This is a genomic window from Rossellomorea sp. DA94 (assembly GCF_029834455.1).
GTDB lineage: Bacteria > Bacillota > Bacilli > Bacillales > Bacillaceae_B > Rossellomorea > Rossellomorea vietnamensis.
In genome coordinates, this window is the sequence record NZ_CP122397.1 from 766,553 (window position 1) to 781,277 (window position 14,725).

Genomic DNA, 14,725 nt, shown 5'->3' on the forward strand with positions numbered 1-14,725 from the left:
TTCTCAATTGATACTAGGATACTATAGCACATGGGGGACCGCGGGGACAGGTCCCTTGGTTGTTTTTTGAAGCACGGGAACGGTTCTCTTGCTTCTTTTTTCTAAAGAAAGTCAAAATAGATTGAAAGGTGGATCACAATGTATATTCCAAAAGACTTTAAGATCACCGATGAATCGGTAGCGCTTGGTGTCATCCAAGACCACAGCTTTGCGACGCTTTTTTCCCAACACGATGGGAAGCCGGTTGCAACGCATTTACCGCTCCTGTTAAACAAGGAGAAAACCCACTTATACGGACACTTTGCCCGTCCGAATCCCCAGTGGAAAGAGATTGAACAGCAAACGGTGCTGGCCGTTTTCCACGGTCCTCATTGTTATATCTCCCCGTCCTGGTATGAGACGAATCAAACCGTCCCGACGTGGAATTATGTATCGGTCCATGTGTACGGAGAAGTAGAGCTTATCGAGGACGACCATGAGCTCGTTGAATCGCTACATGAATTGGTATCAACCTTCGAAGCCAAGGACAGTTCCTACAGCCTGGGGGATCTTGATCCTGCGCTGCTCGCCGGCATGAGTAAGGGAGTACAGGGGTTCAAGATTAAGATCAATCAGATGGAAGGAAAGGCGAAGCTAAGTCAAAACCATTCAACTGAAAGGCAAGAGCGGGTGATTCGAGAGCTTGAGCAGAAACCGACCACGGATGAGCAGGAGATTGCTGCTTGGATGAAGCGGAGTTTGAAATAGAAATAGGCTTCTTCTAAAAGCCAGGTGAACACGGTACGCTGTCCACCTGGCTTTCGTGCGTTTTCAACAAGCCATCGCTCCTTGCCGTTCCTCTCTTTCAAAAAATCCCTCCCCATTTTCCATTTATTAACCATTCTGTCACAATCCCTTGTCCATTAAAGAAATTTCGCTAAAGAATCCTATACATTCTACACAGGATATCTTACATTTAAGATGATAATTCCATAAAAGGATATATATGGTTTATGTTCGTTCAAAACAGGATTTGTCTGACTGATATCCGTCACTACCTATAGGAGGAAGACCATGGACACCCAACTGATCATCTCACTCGTTGTCCTGATTGTACTGGCGGACATCGGTGCCATCATTCTTTTTATAAAATATAGAAGAGGGGAAATGGAGAAGAATCCCTTCATCACGATTCTAAAGAAAGAGGCAATGGTCTTCTATTATGCCCTGTTCAAGTGGAAGGTGAGGCCAACAGAAGGGACCTATACTTATCACAAAGGCTCCAATTATTTCTGGCTGTTCATCGCGCTTCTTCATGAACAGGTGATTGAAGCGTTCGCGTTTCATTACTATTTAAAAGACGTGGATCCCCTCCGGTCGGATATCCTTGTCGTGCTGCATGTCTACAGCATCCTTTATATGCTCGGGGACTATAATCTTGTCCGGAACTCACCGATTTCGTTCAAGGGAAACGGGGTACAGATGAAAATCGGTGTGCGGAGGTCTCTTTGTTTTAACATAGAGGATGTTGCAGCCATTCAGCCGGCCAGGACCCAATATGCAAAAAGCGGGGGCATCATCCATGAGAAACATGTGTTTCATGTCGCCATGTTGCCAAGGGTCTTCACCCGCGTCTTCGGGATGATCGATGAGTTGAGGTATGAAATCATCTTCAAGGAACCGATTGAGGCGAGAGGCTATTTCGGGCAGAGGAAAGTGGTGAAGAAGGCGTTGATTTATATGGAGGATGCGGAGCCTTTCATCCAGGACCTACGGAAAAGGGTGTTGGAGGAGGATGAGGCATTTGCATAAGGGAAGCATGGGGGAAGCACGGGGACGGTTCTCGTGCTTCTTCTTCGGAGAAAATGGGAGCAGAAGAACCGTCCCCGTGCACACCCGTGCACACGCAAAAAAACAGCCGGCACTCGCCGACTGTCCTTCACTCATTAACCCTTCATCGCTTCCATTTCTTCCTTGCTCGGACCATACACACCAGGCACTTTTAAATTAGCCTGACGCATGAGAACCGTCAGTTGACCACGGTGATGAGCCTGATGCTGAATCAACAGGCGGAAAACGGCTTGAACCGGCATTTCCATTCCAAAGAGATTCACCATTTCGTTCATTTTTTCGTCGGACACCTGTTCAGAAACGGCTTCTACGAGGCGGTCACTGACGAGTTTGTACGTTTCACTGATTTCTGCAGCAGACGTCGGTGCTTCTTTGCGAAGATCCGGCACTTCGAACGTGATGCCGACCTGAGCCGGGAAGTAGTATGTAGCTCCCGTGATGTGCCAGGCAACGCTTCCAATGCTGTACAGGTCAGGTGCCACTTCCTGTTTCAGTGACTCGTCTGTCAGTGCGTCCATTACCTTTTGGGTGACTGCGGCTTCTTGTTTCCATTCTTGTAGGAAATCATTTTTAGATGTGAACATGGTATTCCCTCCTGAGTTTTAAATGATACTTTCCTGTTTATTGTATCATGTTGAACTCGTTGTTACTTCCATTTTGTATACTGTTATTGACAGTGTACTGTTATTAGCAGTATACTGTTTTTAACAGTTTAAATCATATTGTAGGAGGTCATCATAGATGAAACATACAGGAAGACATACAGGCGCCTTTCTTTTGATGTTTTTAACAGAGGGGGATTGCTACGGTGGTCAGCTTCTTCAGAAGTGTCAGGATGAAATTCCGGTCAACCCAATTGACAGTGCGATCATTTACCGCACTCTGAAAAAATTGGAGACGGAAGGTTCCGTGGAGTCTTATTTCAATACATCAGGGGAGAAGCCGATCAAGATGTATCGAATCACCGAAACGGGAGAAAGGACATTGGAGGACTTTCATGAAGATATTGAAAGCAAGATCAAGAACTTATCCTTTTTCCTAGGTAAATATGAGGAATGGAAGAAGGGACCCCAACATGATTAACGGTCTGATTCTTTACGGGACCGCTCTTATCTTAACCGGATTTTCATTCGGGAAAGACAGGGAAAAGACGAAAGGAGCCATCCTGAAGGCGTGGAAAATGTTCAGCAATATTATGCCTGATGTGCTGGCGATTATGCTGTTCGTCGGCCTATCTTTATCCATTCTTACTCCTGAACTCATTTCTTCCATTGTCGGGAAGGAATCCGGCATCATGGGGGTCGTCTACTCCACGGTCATTGGTTCTGTTTCTCTTATCCCAAGCTTTGTGGTGTTTCCACTTGGTGCGACACTGGTAGAAAACGGGGCCGGTCTTCCCCAGGTGGCAGCCTTGATGGCATCGTTCATGGCCGTCGGGATTGTCACGTTACCTATGGAACAAAAGGTGTTTGGACGAAGTTTTGCGATAGCGCGTAATGGGGCATCCGTGGTCATGTCTGTTCTATTCGCCGTTCTGATTTGGGTGGTGATGGCATGAAAAAGTTAAAGAGATATCGATTCTTTCTTCTTCTCCTTGTCGGCCTTATCATCCTGACTAGTGTAAACAGGTCAGCTGGATGGAAGGCTGCAGAGCTGACGGGGAACAGTATGTTGGATATGTTGTTTCTGCTGCCACCGGTTCTCGTGTTAGTGGGATTATTGGACAAATGGGTGGAAAAGGAAACGATGATTCGCTATATGGGGAAAGACTCAGGATTCTATGGCATCCTTTTTTCCCTGTTACTCGGAACCATCGCAGCTGGGCCGTTATACGTGGCCTTTCCCATGGCCGTCCTATTTTTGAAAAAAGGAGCAAGTGTCCGCTACATCGTCTTCTTCCTCGGAGTCTGGTCAACGTCGAAATTGCCGGTCGTCATTTATGAACTGGCCTCCTTTGGAATGAAATTCACCATGATCCATATCGGATTCGGTCTACTGTTTGCTTATTTCCTTGGTGTGTTGTTTGAGAAATTCTATCAGCCGGGGGAGTTGTTGGAGTATGATGGATTGGAAGAGGTGTAAACAAAATGTGAGGGGGAAAGAGGATGAACTTTACATTAAATGAAGGAATCGAGATTTTGGAGCGCACTCCAGTCACTCTTGAAAATTTTCTGACCGGTTTGTCAAAAGGATGGCTTGAGTGTAACGAAGGTGATGGGACGTGGAATGCGATCCAGGTAGTGGATCATCTTATTGAAGGGGAAAAACATAATTGGATTCCGAGATTAACGATGATTCTTCAAGAAGGTGAAAATGCAGTGTTTCCTGTATTTGACCGAGATTCGCATTTGAATAGAAATGCTTCAGGAATTCTTGCGGAGAAGCTACAGGAATTTGCCTCCCGACGATCCCGAAACATCAATAGGTTAAACGAGTTATTAACTCATCATGAAAATTCCCTTGATCGAACGGGTGTGCATCCCGCTTTCGGTACAGTCACCGCCCGTGAGCTCATCTCGACTTGGGTGGTTCATGATCTGACCCATCTGTCGCAAATCGTTAGGGTGTTCTCGAAACGATATGCAGAAGACGTGGGGCCGTGGCAGGAGTATTTGGGAGTGTTGAAGTAGAAGCAGGGGGACGGTTCTCCTGCTTCTTTTTTGGAGGTTCCTTTGGACCCATAGGGAAAGAAGGAGTTTCCAACTAAGGTGAAGAATAGGGTAAGGGATGGATAAGAATGGGTTAAGCAGGTGAGGAAATGATTTATTATTCTGGTACACCAACGTTAGAAACGGATCGATTAATACTAAGGAGACTGGAGCATTCAGACGCTCAAACTGTCTTCGACCATTGGCTTTCCGATGATCGCGTGATGGATAATCTCATTAAGGGGGCACACAAGTCTGTAGAGGAAACCACTAAGAGAGTAACGGAAATCGTTGGTCAGTATGATACGGAAGAGTTCTGTTATTGGGGAATCGAACTGAAATCAAGTGGGGATTTGATTGGAGCGATTGATCTTTTTCATTTTGACCCGATGACAGAGAATTGTGAAGTCGGTTATACCATCGGTTATGATTGGTGGAACAAGGGGTATGGAACCGAGGCATTGAGTGCTGTGATTGAATTTGGCTTTAGAACGATGAACATTCACAAAATATCAGCAGCGCATAATACGGATAACCCCGCCTCCGGAAAGATTATGAGTAAAGTGGGGATGCAAAAAGAAGGAACCATTAAACATATGATCCGCAATGCTAAGAATCAGTATAAGGACTGTGCGGTTTATGGGCTTCTTCAAGAGGACTACCTTAATGGTGTGAAGTGAAGCAGGGGGACGGTTCTCCTGCTTCTTTTTCATGTCAAATGGAAGCAGGAGAACCGTCCCCTTGCGCCTTCTATTTCAGTGGCAACTCGATTTCATATTCCTTCGTTTCATTCTCAAAATCATCTTCCGCTCCCTGATGGCCGTTAAATTCCATCTTGATCCACTCGATGTCTTCGGCGTGGCCCCGTTCCAGGTACCAGATGATATTGCCTTCCTTGATGACGCCTTTATCGATCTCGCCGCCGATGCTGTCTGAAACCCACATGTCCGCCATGTCGATTTGTTCACCGGTGCTCGTGACGAGGACGGCCTGGTCAGGATAGAAGGTGAATTTGCCTTCGGTTGTATTCTCCATTTTGAACTTTACCCCGACGGCCGACGCTTTGGCGTTCTCGTCTTCCATGGTAGGGGCTTTATCGCTCACGACCACCTTCTGGATTTCCATCTTCAAGCCGTTGTAATCATCGGACCAAGTGGCGTCATTGTAATACGTCCAGATATCTTCTTCCTGGGCTTTTTTCTCTGTTTTTTCTTCGGACGCACCCGTCGTCTTGGCCTCGGCTTTTTGCGTATCATTTTTGTCCAGTTCCTCGACAGCCGCATCTCCACCACAACCTGCAAGCATCATGACCAGGGCACCAGCAAATAGAACACTCATTTTTTTCATAAAAATATTCCTCCTCATAGGATTGAAATGTAAAACACTTCCTTGTAATTTATTGTAAAGGAGTACCCTCATGAATTTTTGGTAAGGAGTAGGTTCTATTTTTTAAAAAAGAAGAATGTACGATTGCGATGAAAAATTGGTATAATGGCGTAATATACATTTTTAACCAAGGGGGCCCTCATATGCGTCAAGAAGCAGCCGTAGAAAAAGTACTCGAAAGCCTAAAAAAAGACCCAAGCGTCCGGAGCGTCTTCCTCAAGGGATCCATGGGACGGAAAGAACACGATGAACATTCCGATATCGACTTGTACTGTTTAGTGGAGGAAGGGGAAGAAAAGGAATTCCTGACCCGCCGCCTCGATCACTTGAAAGCGTACAAAGATCTCTTCTTTCACGATGACATTTTCATCATTGCGCCGCAGATCATCGCTATTTATGAAGATTGGCTGCATATCGATCTGTTCACGGTGACGGAGAAAACCATACAGGAGAAAGATTTCTTTACGGTGTTATACGATCCTGACAATCTGATGGGAAAATATGAATCTAGCCAAAACCTTACCGTTACAAAAGAGGAGTTTAAGGATCAGGTCCTCGACGCCGCCTGGTTTCTGTTTCAGTATCAGAAAGCAGCAGCGAGAGGGAATGATACGTGGGCCGTGGAAATGCTGCGGCACTCGATGAGATGTGTGACGATCATTCTGCTGTCCCGGTACGCGAAGAAGCGGGCAGTGCTTGGGTTGAAGACGATTCACAGGGATTTGCCACAAGAGCGACAAGAGCGTGTGGTGGAGATTTATGAGGCGATGACACCATCACACCATGGGGAAGCGGTGCGGAAGATTGCGAGTCTGTTAGAAAGTGAGTTTGATTGGATTCGGGAAGAGCTTGGTGATGGAGAGATAGTTTCGTTTATGGGATTGATGGTTGGGAAAGTGTTGGCGGGGTGAAAAAGCGCGGGAAGCATGGGGACGGTTCTCGAGCGCGCGGGGACGGTTCTCTTGCTTCTTTTGTATATCGAGGGGAAGCAGCAGAACCGTCCCTGTGCTTCCCCTGTGCTTCCGGAAACAGATAGGACACACACATTCCAACAATGGAAGGGGATAGAATAGTTCTATGAAATACGTAACGTCCTTCACCCTTGTGATATTGGCATTGTTCACATCTGGATGTCAAAGTGAAAGGGATGAACATTATTATTTGAGTGGTGAGTCCTCCTCTTGGAACTCCACTATACAAGTCACGTTTTCCCACTCAGGAAATCAAGAGAAGTACCTGATTGGAGGGAATCTTTCATTCAAGAAAGATTATACGCCACCTACTGTCAAATACTATTTGACGTATCCTAATGGTGAAGGAAGTGGAACGGCAAGGGGCAAAGAATTCAAGATCCCACGAGGCGGGGGGACCAGAGAGGCTTTGAATACTAGTATTGCAAGCTTTTCTAAGGATATTACGTTAGAGATCGAGTGGGAGGATGAAGAGGGAAACCGGATAAAAGAAGAAGTCCCTCTTCATCAAAAATAAAGAGAAGTTGATGATCAGATTTAGGTTGAAGGATTCACAATCTCAATATGTTTTAGGGGGGATTGGATGTTTTTATATATAGCTTTTGCATTACTCTTATTAAATGGTGGATTTATGATTTTAAAAATGGTGGCTCCATACTCCGAGATGATGAATTCATTTAAAACAGTAAACGGGTTTTGGAAAGTGCAAATTGCTTGTTTGGCATTGGTTCTGCTTTTTGTGTTCCTTCACTTCTCGGGAGAAAATCAAGCAAAATGGCATACAAGTCCTGATTTTGTTTCAGAAGGTGACCTATTCTTAGGAGATGAGAGTGGGAGTGTTAAGTATAACTCGTTTATTTATGAAAAAGAGAACTATAATACGACCCTCACACTGCCCTATGAGGCTATAGATGCTGATAAGGTACGGTTAGTTTTTTCTCATAAAGGAAAGGCGAAGAGAGAACCCTTGGCATTAGCTAAACCAGAAAAAGAACAATCCATTGAGCTGTGGTTTCCTGAAAGTGGTCAATGGAGAGTGGACATCGAGGTAAATGGTTCTGTATATTCGTCCATAGTGTTGCCGGTGAAGGAAAATAATTGAATTATATCTATATGAAGAAATACAAAAAAGGCCCAAAGCTTATACTTTGGGTCTTTTTATTAATTTGAAGCAGTAAGGTATGTGGATGTACCTCTATGTATAATTGGGTTTGGAATTGTTCTGTTATTTATAAAAGAACTAGATAAATCAATCTATTGGTGCAGGAGAACTGTCCCTATGCACACCTACCTGCTGCATAGAAGAAGCGTTACGGATGAATAATCTCTATCTTCTTATTCCTATGCACATCTTCCGTACCAGCTTCCAAAGCGGTCTTGTAGTAGCTGCATTTATGGTCGATGACTTCCATGGTTTGCTGGAGTTCTTTGATCTTTGCTTCTACGGATGCTTTCCTTTCGAGGAACATGTCATAACGGTGTTGCAGGGTGGCGTCGCCTTCTGCGCACCAGTCGATGAAGTGCTTGATCTCCTTGATGGGCATGCCGGTTGATTTCAGACATTCGATGATATGTAGGGCGGAGATATCTGATTCTTTAAATCGTCGGGTGCCGTTTTCGTTTCGTTCGACAAAAGGCATGAGGCCTTCCTTGTCATAGTATCGCAAAGTATAGATAGAGAGATTCAGTTCTTTTGCCACTTCTCCAATAGAATAAGTTTTCATGTTCGTGCTCCTTTTGTCGGCAAATCTAGACGTCGAGTTAACTCTATGTCTGTGAAAAAATCGTAGCACGGTCATCACTCGCTGTCAAAACAGATTCAAGGAGGGTTATCTCTTGACCTAGAGTTAACTATAGGGATTACCATGGATATAACAAGAGTTCATCAGGTTTGTTCACCTGTCTCTTGAAAGCTACTAATACAGGAGGTTTTTATTCATGGTAATTGCTAAAGCACGAGCTGTTGACGGTCCTGACAAATCTTTCAGAGAGGCTGAAATCGAGAGGCGCGATCTTGATAAGCATGATGTTTTGATTGAAATCAAGTATGCAGGGATCTGCCATTCCGATATCCATACAGCACACGGTGAATGGGGAGAAGTGAAGTATCCACTTGTTCCAGGACACGAGATTGCGGGGTTCGTAACGGAAGTCGGATCCGAAGTAACAAAGTACAAAGCCGGAGACCGGGTAGGAGTAGGATGTATGGTTGGTTCCTGCGGGGAATGTAAGAACTGCCGTGAAGGGGAAGAGCAGTACTGCCTGGAAGGAAACATCCCTACGTACGCAGGAGTGGATAAATATGGCGAGTTGACTCAAGGCGGTTATTCGACCCATATCGTTGTAGAGGAAGATTTCGTCCTGAAGATCCCTGATAACATCGAGCTGGATGCTGCGGCACCTCTTCTATGTGCGGGAATTACGACGTATTCTCCCTTGAATCATTGGAATGCGGGCCCAGGGAAAAAAGTTGCGGTTGTCGGCATGGGTGGACTCGGTCATATGGCAGTCAAGATTGCACATGCCATGGGAGCCGAAGTAACGGTCCTTTCCCGTACGTTAAATAAGAAAGAGGATGGCCTGGAATTTGGGGCAGAAGCGTATCATGCGACGAGCGATCCTGAGACGTTCGAGAAACTTGCCGGTACGTTTGATCTGATCATTAACACAGTGAGTGCCAAGATTGACATTAGCGCATATCTTTCCCTATTGACACTCGATGGGGCAATGGTGAATGTGGGTGCGCCTGCAGAGCCATTGGAAGTGAATGTGTTCTCATTAATCGGCCACCGCCGTTCATTTGCCGGTTCCTTGATTGGAGGCATCCGTGAGACCCAGGAAATGCTCGATTTCTGTGGGGAACATGGAATTGTACCTTCGATTGAAGTGATTTCAGCCGATTACATCGATGAAGCGTATGAACGGGTATTGGGTTCAGATGTGAAGTATCGATTTGTGATTGATACGAGCACGATTTAACGCAGGTGAATGAAGATGAATATGGACGAGTTTCTGTCGTTTTGTAGAGAAGGAAACCCCATTTCGGGTGAGGATAAAGAATTGCATGGTCTGCTGACTCAATGCAGCTACGAAGCCCAACGGATCACGATGGAATTGAATACTTCTTATCATTACAAGGAAGAAATCGTCGAGATCTTCAGCGAACTGACCGGCACCGAAGTGGATCCATCGTTCATGTGTTTCCCGCCATTCTACACGGACTTTGGGAAGAACATCCACATCGGGAAGAACGTGTTCTTCAACACAGGGTGTTCGTTCCAGGACAGGGGCGGCATTCACATCGGAGACGGTTCACTGATCGGCATGAACGTCACCATCGCCACACTGAATCACGGATTGCCACTGGAGACGCGAAACACCACATTCTCGTCTCCGGTGACGATTGGCAAGAACGTATGGATTGGCTCCAATGCCACCATCCTGCCAGGCGTCACCATCGGGAACAACTCCATCATCGCGGCAGGAGCCGTCGTCACGAAGGATGTTCCGGAAAACGTGGTGGCTGCGGGAGTGCCGGCGAAAGTCGTGAAAGGGATTGATGAGTGAAGAAGCAAGGTGACGGTTCCCTTGCTTCTTTTTTATATTATATGGAGGCATCAGAACCGTCCCCATGCTTCACCCATATATCATCTAATTCATATTTCTGCCGCAGATGATGACGAAAATGCATTCCAACGAGGTCAAACCATTCCTGGGCATTCAACCAACCAAAGCCTCCATGCTTAAGTTTTGAGTTTGGATTGATTCCATCTACCTTCATTTTCAACTCTTTCATTCGATCCATTAGTTGATCGAGCTCCCGTCTAATATCCTCTTTCGTTTTTGAATTGTCCGGGGCAGTGTTAAGTTCGGGCGATAATTGGATTTTAATTGGAGGGAATCCACCAAGGTTAAATAAATATTCTCCAAACTCTGTTTTCCCATCCGTTTGCTCTCCGCCAGCCATCGCACAGGCTTCCACACTGTCCAGATACTCATGAGCCACGACAAGGAGATGGTCATACATTTGGCCGATGGACCAGACCCCTGGTTCTGGGATATACCTTAGCTGCTCAGGAGAATATGCTTGTAAAAAGCCTTTGTATGTTTCAATTAATGTAAGGTCATTCATGTCATTCCCCCATCTTTGATTTCTGCTTACTTATCATTCTTAAAGTAATGAACAGGGCGAATCTCGATGCGCCATCCAAATTCTTCCCCTATATTCAATTGCGTGGTCGGATGAATAGAGGCGAGCTCGATTGCTTCATCCATGTTCTCTGCTTCAAAAATGAATATGCTTCCGATCAGCTCTTTTGTTTCTGTAAATGGGCCATCTGTTACCATGACTTTCCCGTCCACACGGCGCAAGTTTTTGATTTCTGACTCGAGACCTGCATCAAGCAGCACCTTCCCGCTTTCGTAAAATTTCTCAGTGTGGGGCTGGCATTCCTCCATCACAGCCTCAATCTCCGCACTTGGACGTGCATCCATTTTTTCAGAGTTAAAATAGCCCATACATAAAAAGATCATCTTTATCTCTCCTAGGTCATTCGAATTTTTTGTATCTATTTATACAACGATCAGCAAATCGGAAAATCGACATAACTATTAATTATTTTTTTATTTCATATAATCTTTAGCCTGTTTCAATAGAAATTTCTGTTCCTGCACATTTTGTGTTAACGAAGCAGCACGCTGGAATTCTTTACATGCTTCATTCTTTTTTCCTAACTTCAGGAGGAAATTGCCTTTGACACTTGGAAGTAAATGATAGTTCTTCAACGCAGGATCCAAAAGTAAAGAATCGACAATCTCCAACCCTGCACTTGGTCCACGGGCCATTGAAATAGCAACCGCCCGATTCAGATCAACGACGGGAGAAGGAGCAATTTCTGAAAGTGCAGCATAAAGAGTGGAAATTCGCTCCCAATTCGTTTTCTCTGGTGAGGCCGCTTCTGCATGACAAGCAGCTATAGCAGCTTGCAATGCATACATTCCAATTGTCCCTCCCAAGTCTTCTACTTTTTTTAGTGAGGCAAAACCCCGGTTGATGTGTTCCTGATTCCACAACGAGCGGTTCTGATCCAACAGCAATATCATGTCACCTTCCGTATTCGTTCGGGCTTCAAATCGAGATGCTTGTATTTCCATTAGCGCAACAAGACCATGAACTTCCGGTTCCAGACGAATGAGATCTGCTAAAGCTCTTCCCATTCTTAATGCTTCATTAAATAGATTCATTCGAATTAAGTGTTCACCCGAAGAAGCCGAATAGCCCTCGTTGAACATAAGGTAGATCACTTCCAATACGGAAGAAAGCCGTTCTGCATACTCTGCCTCCTGAGGAACCTCGAAAGGAACCTTGGCTGCCGCAAGTTTTCGTTTTGCCCTAACCACACGCTGGGCAATCGTCGATTCAGGTACAAGAAACGCGTTTGCGATTTCTTCTGTTGTCAGTCCCCCAACCAGTCTTAGGGTAAGAGCTACACGTGCGTTTGTTGATAACACGGGATGACAGGTCATGAAAATCAGCCTCAGCACTTCATCCTCAATCTCTTCATCCATTTCATCAGCCCAGTCTTGATCATGATGAATATTCATTGAGTGAGCCATTTGTTCATATTTTTGATCCAGCCTTTTTTGTCTGCGAAGCATGTCTATGGCTTTTCGTTTAGCCACGGTCATCAGCCATGCACCAGGGTTATCAGGTATATCTGAGACTGGCCAACGCTCAAGCGCTATGATCAGTGTGTCTTGAGCAAGATCCTCCGCAATGCTTATATCCCTCACCATCCGAGTAAGGGATGCTACTACTTTCGCTGATTCCGCTCTCCAAATCTGCTCAATTCTTTGGTGGATTAAAGTCTCATTCATGTAGGTTTCTCCTCCCCGATGCATTCTGCATTCTGTAATCAACCACGTCGAATAATTATAAAATTCTGATAATGTAATTTTATCATAATGAGAAACTACAAAAACGATTTAAGATCAAGGAGGGACGGACCTTGTGCTTTTTTTCTACTCCAAGAAGAAGCAACAGAACCGTCCCCATGCTTCTTGCTTTCGTTTTCACGTGGTGAGTGAGATAATTTGGGCAATCACAAAACTGAAGGAGGAGTTATGAATGAAGAAAGTCATGAATGAACCTGAAGATTTGGTCGTGGAGATGTGCAATGGGATGGCCATGGCCCATCCGGAGCTTGAGTTTATGAAGAAGTATAAGGTGATGAAGAAAAAGGATTTGAATGAAGATAAGGTTACGTTGATCAGTGGCGGAGGAAGTGGACATGAGCCTTCACATGCGGGGCTTGTGGGGAAAGGGATGCTAGACGCTGCCGTGTGCGGTGATGTGTTTGCATCACCTTCCCAGATCCAGGTGTATCAGGCGATTAAGGCAACAGCTGGTAAAAGGGGAGCCCTCTTGGTCATTAAGAATTACAGCGGGGATATCATGAATTTTAAAAATGCGGCTCATATGGCTTCAGAGGATGGCATCCCTGTGGAATATGTGAAAGTGGATGATGATATCGCCGTGGAGGACAGCCTTTATACAGTGGGACGCCGTGGTGTCGCGGGAACCGTGTTGGTACATAAAATCGCCGGAGCGGCTGCGGAAGAAGGCAGAAGCTTGAAGGAAGTGAAAGCCGTGGCGGAGAAGGCTGCTGAAAATGTCCGCAGCATTGGCTTCGCTTTGACATCCTGTACGGTACCAGCCAGTGGAGCTCCGACGTTCAAATTGGCTGACGATGAAATCGAATATGGTGTCGGGATTCATGGAGAACCGGGGACAAGACGGGAAAAAACCGCGTCTGCGGACGAACTGGCAGAGCGGATGGTAAACGATCTTCTTAAGGATTTGAAAATGGAAGATAGTGATTCTTCCGAGGTCGCGATCCTTGTCAATGGGTTTGGTGGCACGCCGCTACAGGAGCTCTATCTTTTTAACAATTCCGTTACCCGGATTTTCGCGGATAAAAAGATCCAGATCAACCGTGCCTTTGTCGGTAACTACATGACGAGCATCGATATGGCAGGTGTTTCCCTGACCGTGATGAAGCTTGATGAAGAGTTGAAAACATTGCTGTCCCGTGAGAGCACTGCGCCTGCGTTCAGAGTGGACGGACCGGTACCGGGTGTGGAGTATATCGACCTCGAGGAAGATGAGGAAGCGAAACCAGTCTCCTTCGAAGTGGAAACGCCGGAAGAACATGCTGTGATTAAAAACGATAGAGCATCACTCGAAAACATCATCTACCTCGTAGATAAAATGAGCGACATCATCATCAAGAATGAAGTACCATTCTGTGAACTGGATTCACATGCCGGAGACGGGGATTTCGGAATGAGCGTCTCCAAGGGCTTCAAGCAGTTGAAACGGGAGTGGAAAAACATCCTGAGTCAAGAACATCTGACTATCGGTAGCATCCTGGATGCAAGCTCCATGGTCATCATGGAATATTGCGGCGGTGCATCCGGTCCGATCTGGGGATCTGCATTCCGGGCTGCAGGGAAGGCGGCAGAGGATCGAACGGAACTGACCGTGAAAGAATTCGCGGATATGTTGCAGGCGGCTGTGAAAGGAATCCAGGATACAGGCGAACGTTCCTTCGGCAGGGGAGCAGAGGTCGGGGACAAAACCCTTGTGGATGCACTCGTTCCATGTGCCGACTCCTGGTCACAAAGTGCCGCAGACGGAGACGATTTCAAGACCGCATTCCAAAAAGGAGCAGCGGCCGCAGTTGAAGGAGCCGAGAAAACCAAGGATATCGTTGCCCGGATGGGACGTGCCGGTACTGTTGGGGAACGAAGCCTCGGACATCCGGATGCCGGTGCCTATGCGCTTGGGGTGATCTTTACGGAGTTATCGGAGAGTGTAAGGTAAAGAAA

The 14,725-nt window shown here is 45.9% G+C and carries 19 protein-coding genes; 13 read left to right on the top strand and 6 right to left on the bottom strand.

Annotation, left to right across the window (positions count from 1 at the left end):
* Nucleotides 1-138 precede the first annotated feature (138 nt).
* Both P8596_RS04030 and P8596_RS04035 read left to right on the top strand, forming a co-directional pair.
* Nucleotides 139-747 carry an FMN-binding negative transcriptional regulator gene (locus tag P8596_RS04030; protein WP_279726003.1) on the top strand — a complete coding sequence of 203 codons (609 nt, stop codon included), beginning with the start codon at nucleotides 139-141 and terminating at the stop codon, nucleotides 745-747.
* A 306-nt stretch (nucleotides 748-1,053) separates the two neighbouring features.
* On the top strand, nucleotides 1,054-1,791 hold the full coding sequence (locus P8596_RS04035) for a hypothetical protein (protein WP_279726004.1): 738 nt from the start codon (nucleotides 1,054-1,056) through the stop codon (nucleotides 1,789-1,791).
* Nucleotides 1,792-1,925: 134 nt separating this feature from the next.
* Here the strand turns inward: P8596_RS04035 and P8596_RS04040 are convergent, their stop codons facing one another.
* On the bottom strand, nucleotides 1,926-2,414 hold the full coding sequence (locus P8596_RS04040) for a DinB family protein (RefSeq protein ID WP_279726006.1): 489 nt from the start codon (nucleotides 2,412-2,414) through the stop codon (nucleotides 1,926-1,928).
* Nucleotides 2,415-2,571: 157 nt separating this feature from the next.
* On the opposite strand from P8596_RS04040, the gene P8596_RS04045 reads away from it, so the two are divergent.
* The 5 genes from P8596_RS04045 to P8596_RS04065 all read left to right on the top strand — a co-directional run bounded on the left by P8596_RS04045 (nucleotide 2,572) and on the right by P8596_RS04065 (nucleotide 5,158).
* Nucleotides 2,572-2,913, top strand: coding sequence for a PadR family transcriptional regulator (locus tag P8596_RS04045; RefSeq protein ID WP_279726007.1), 342 nt, complete (start codon nucleotides 2,572-2,574; stop codon nucleotides 2,911-2,913).
* A complete protein-coding gene (locus P8596_RS04050) occupies nucleotides 2,906-3,388 on the top strand; it encodes a hypothetical protein (protein WP_279726009.1) in 483 nt (160 codons plus the stop codon). The genes P8596_RS04045 and P8596_RS04050 overlap by 8 nt, the downstream gene beginning before the upstream one ends.
* Nucleotides 3,385-3,912: a permease gene (locus tag P8596_RS04055; RefSeq protein WP_279726010.1), complete on the top strand. Its 528-nt coding sequence runs from the start codon at nucleotides 3,385-3,387 to the stop codon at nucleotides 3,910-3,912. Before P8596_RS04050 ends, P8596_RS04055 begins: the two co-directional genes overlap by 4 nt.
* A 23-nt stretch (nucleotides 3,913-3,935) precedes the next feature.
* Nucleotides 3,936-4,460 (top strand): DinB family protein, encoded by a 525-nt coding sequence (locus P8596_RS04060; RefSeq protein ID WP_279726012.1) that lies wholly within the window; start codon nucleotides 3,936-3,938, stop codon nucleotides 4,458-4,460.
* 128 nt (nucleotides 4,461-4,588) lie between these two features.
* Nucleotides 4,589-5,158 (top strand): GNAT family N-acetyltransferase, encoded by a 570-nt coding sequence (locus tag P8596_RS04065; protein WP_279726014.1) that lies wholly within the window; start codon nucleotides 4,589-4,591, stop codon nucleotides 5,156-5,158.
* 70 nt (nucleotides 5,159-5,228) lie between these two features.
* On the opposite strand, the gene P8596_RS04070 is transcribed toward P8596_RS04065, so the two are convergent.
* The gene (locus tag P8596_RS04070) at nucleotides 5,229-5,825 is read right to left on the bottom strand and encodes a hypothetical protein (RefSeq protein WP_279726016.1); all 597 of its coding nucleotides are present in this window, start codon (nucleotides 5,823-5,825) and stop codon (nucleotides 5,229-5,231) included.
* A gap of 182 nt (nucleotides 5,826-6,007) precedes the next feature.
* On the opposite strand from P8596_RS04070, the gene P8596_RS04075 reads away from it, so the two are divergent.
* The 3 genes from P8596_RS04075 (at nucleotide 6,008) to P8596_RS04085 (ending at nucleotide 7,937) form a co-directional block, all read left to right on the top strand.
* Complete coding sequence (locus P8596_RS04075; protein WP_279726017.1) at nucleotides 6,008-6,775, top strand: nucleotidyltransferase domain-containing protein; 768 nt, start codon at nucleotides 6,008-6,010, stop codon at nucleotides 6,773-6,775.
* A gap of 166 nt (nucleotides 6,776-6,941) precedes the next feature.
* Nucleotides 6,942-7,352 carry a hypothetical protein gene (locus tag P8596_RS04080; RefSeq protein ID WP_279726018.1) on the top strand — a complete coding sequence of 137 codons (411 nt, stop codon included), beginning with the start codon at nucleotides 6,942-6,944 and terminating at the stop codon, nucleotides 7,350-7,352.
* A gap of 66 nt (nucleotides 7,353-7,418) precedes the next feature.
* Nucleotides 7,419-7,937 (top strand): hypothetical protein, encoded by a 519-nt coding sequence (locus P8596_RS04085; protein WP_279726019.1) that lies wholly within the window; start codon nucleotides 7,419-7,421, stop codon nucleotides 7,935-7,937.
* A 208-nt stretch (nucleotides 7,938-8,145) separates the two neighbouring features.
* Here P8596_RS04085 and P8596_RS04090 read toward each other — a convergent pair whose 3' ends face one another.
* Entirely contained in the window at nucleotides 8,146-8,559 is a 414-nt protein-coding gene (locus P8596_RS04090) for a MerR family transcriptional regulator (protein ID WP_279726020.1), read from the bottom strand.
* Between the two features lie 214 nt (nucleotides 8,560-8,773).
* Between P8596_RS04090 and P8596_RS04095 the strand changes: the two genes are divergently transcribed.
* On the top strand, nucleotides 8,774-9,814 hold the full coding sequence (locus P8596_RS04095; protein WP_279726021.1) for an NAD(P)-dependent alcohol dehydrogenase: 1,041 nt from the start codon (nucleotides 8,774-8,776) through the stop codon (nucleotides 9,812-9,814).
* Nucleotides 9,815-9,829: 15 nt separating this feature from the next.
* Nucleotides 9,830-10,402, top strand: coding sequence for a sugar O-acetyltransferase (locus P8596_RS04100; protein ID WP_279726022.1), 573 nt, complete (start codon nucleotides 9,830-9,832; stop codon nucleotides 10,400-10,402).
* 37 nt (nucleotides 10,403-10,439) lie between these two features.
* Here P8596_RS04100 and P8596_RS04105 read toward each other — a convergent pair whose 3' ends face one another.
* The 3 genes from P8596_RS04105 to P8596_RS04115 all read right to left on the bottom strand — a co-directional run bounded on the left by P8596_RS04105 (nucleotide 10,440) and on the right by P8596_RS04115 (nucleotide 12,712).
* Nucleotides 10,440-10,967: a DinB family protein gene (locus tag P8596_RS04105; RefSeq protein ID WP_279726024.1), complete on the bottom strand. Its 528-nt coding sequence runs from the start codon at nucleotides 10,965-10,967 to the stop codon at nucleotides 10,440-10,442.
* Nucleotides 10,968-10,993: 26 nt separating this feature from the next.
* Entirely contained in the window at nucleotides 10,994-11,368 is a 375-nt protein-coding gene (locus P8596_RS04110) for a YciI family protein (protein ID WP_279726026.1), read from the bottom strand.
* Between the two features lie 90 nt (nucleotides 11,369-11,458).
* The gene (locus P8596_RS04115; protein ID WP_279726028.1) at nucleotides 11,459-12,712 is read right to left on the bottom strand and encodes an RNA polymerase sigma factor; all 1,254 of its coding nucleotides are present in this window, start codon (nucleotides 12,710-12,712) and stop codon (nucleotides 11,459-11,461) included.
* 250 nt (nucleotides 12,713-12,962) lie between these two features.
* Here P8596_RS04115 and dhaK point away from each other — a divergent pair, with 250 nt between their 5' ends.
* Nucleotides 12,963-14,720 carry a dihydroxyacetone kinase subunit DhaK gene (dhaK, locus tag P8596_RS04120; RefSeq protein ID WP_279726029.1) on the top strand — a complete coding sequence of 586 codons (1,758 nt, stop codon included), beginning with the start codon at nucleotides 12,963-12,965 and terminating at the stop codon, nucleotides 14,718-14,720.
* Nucleotides 14,721-14,725: the final 5 nt, after the last annotated feature.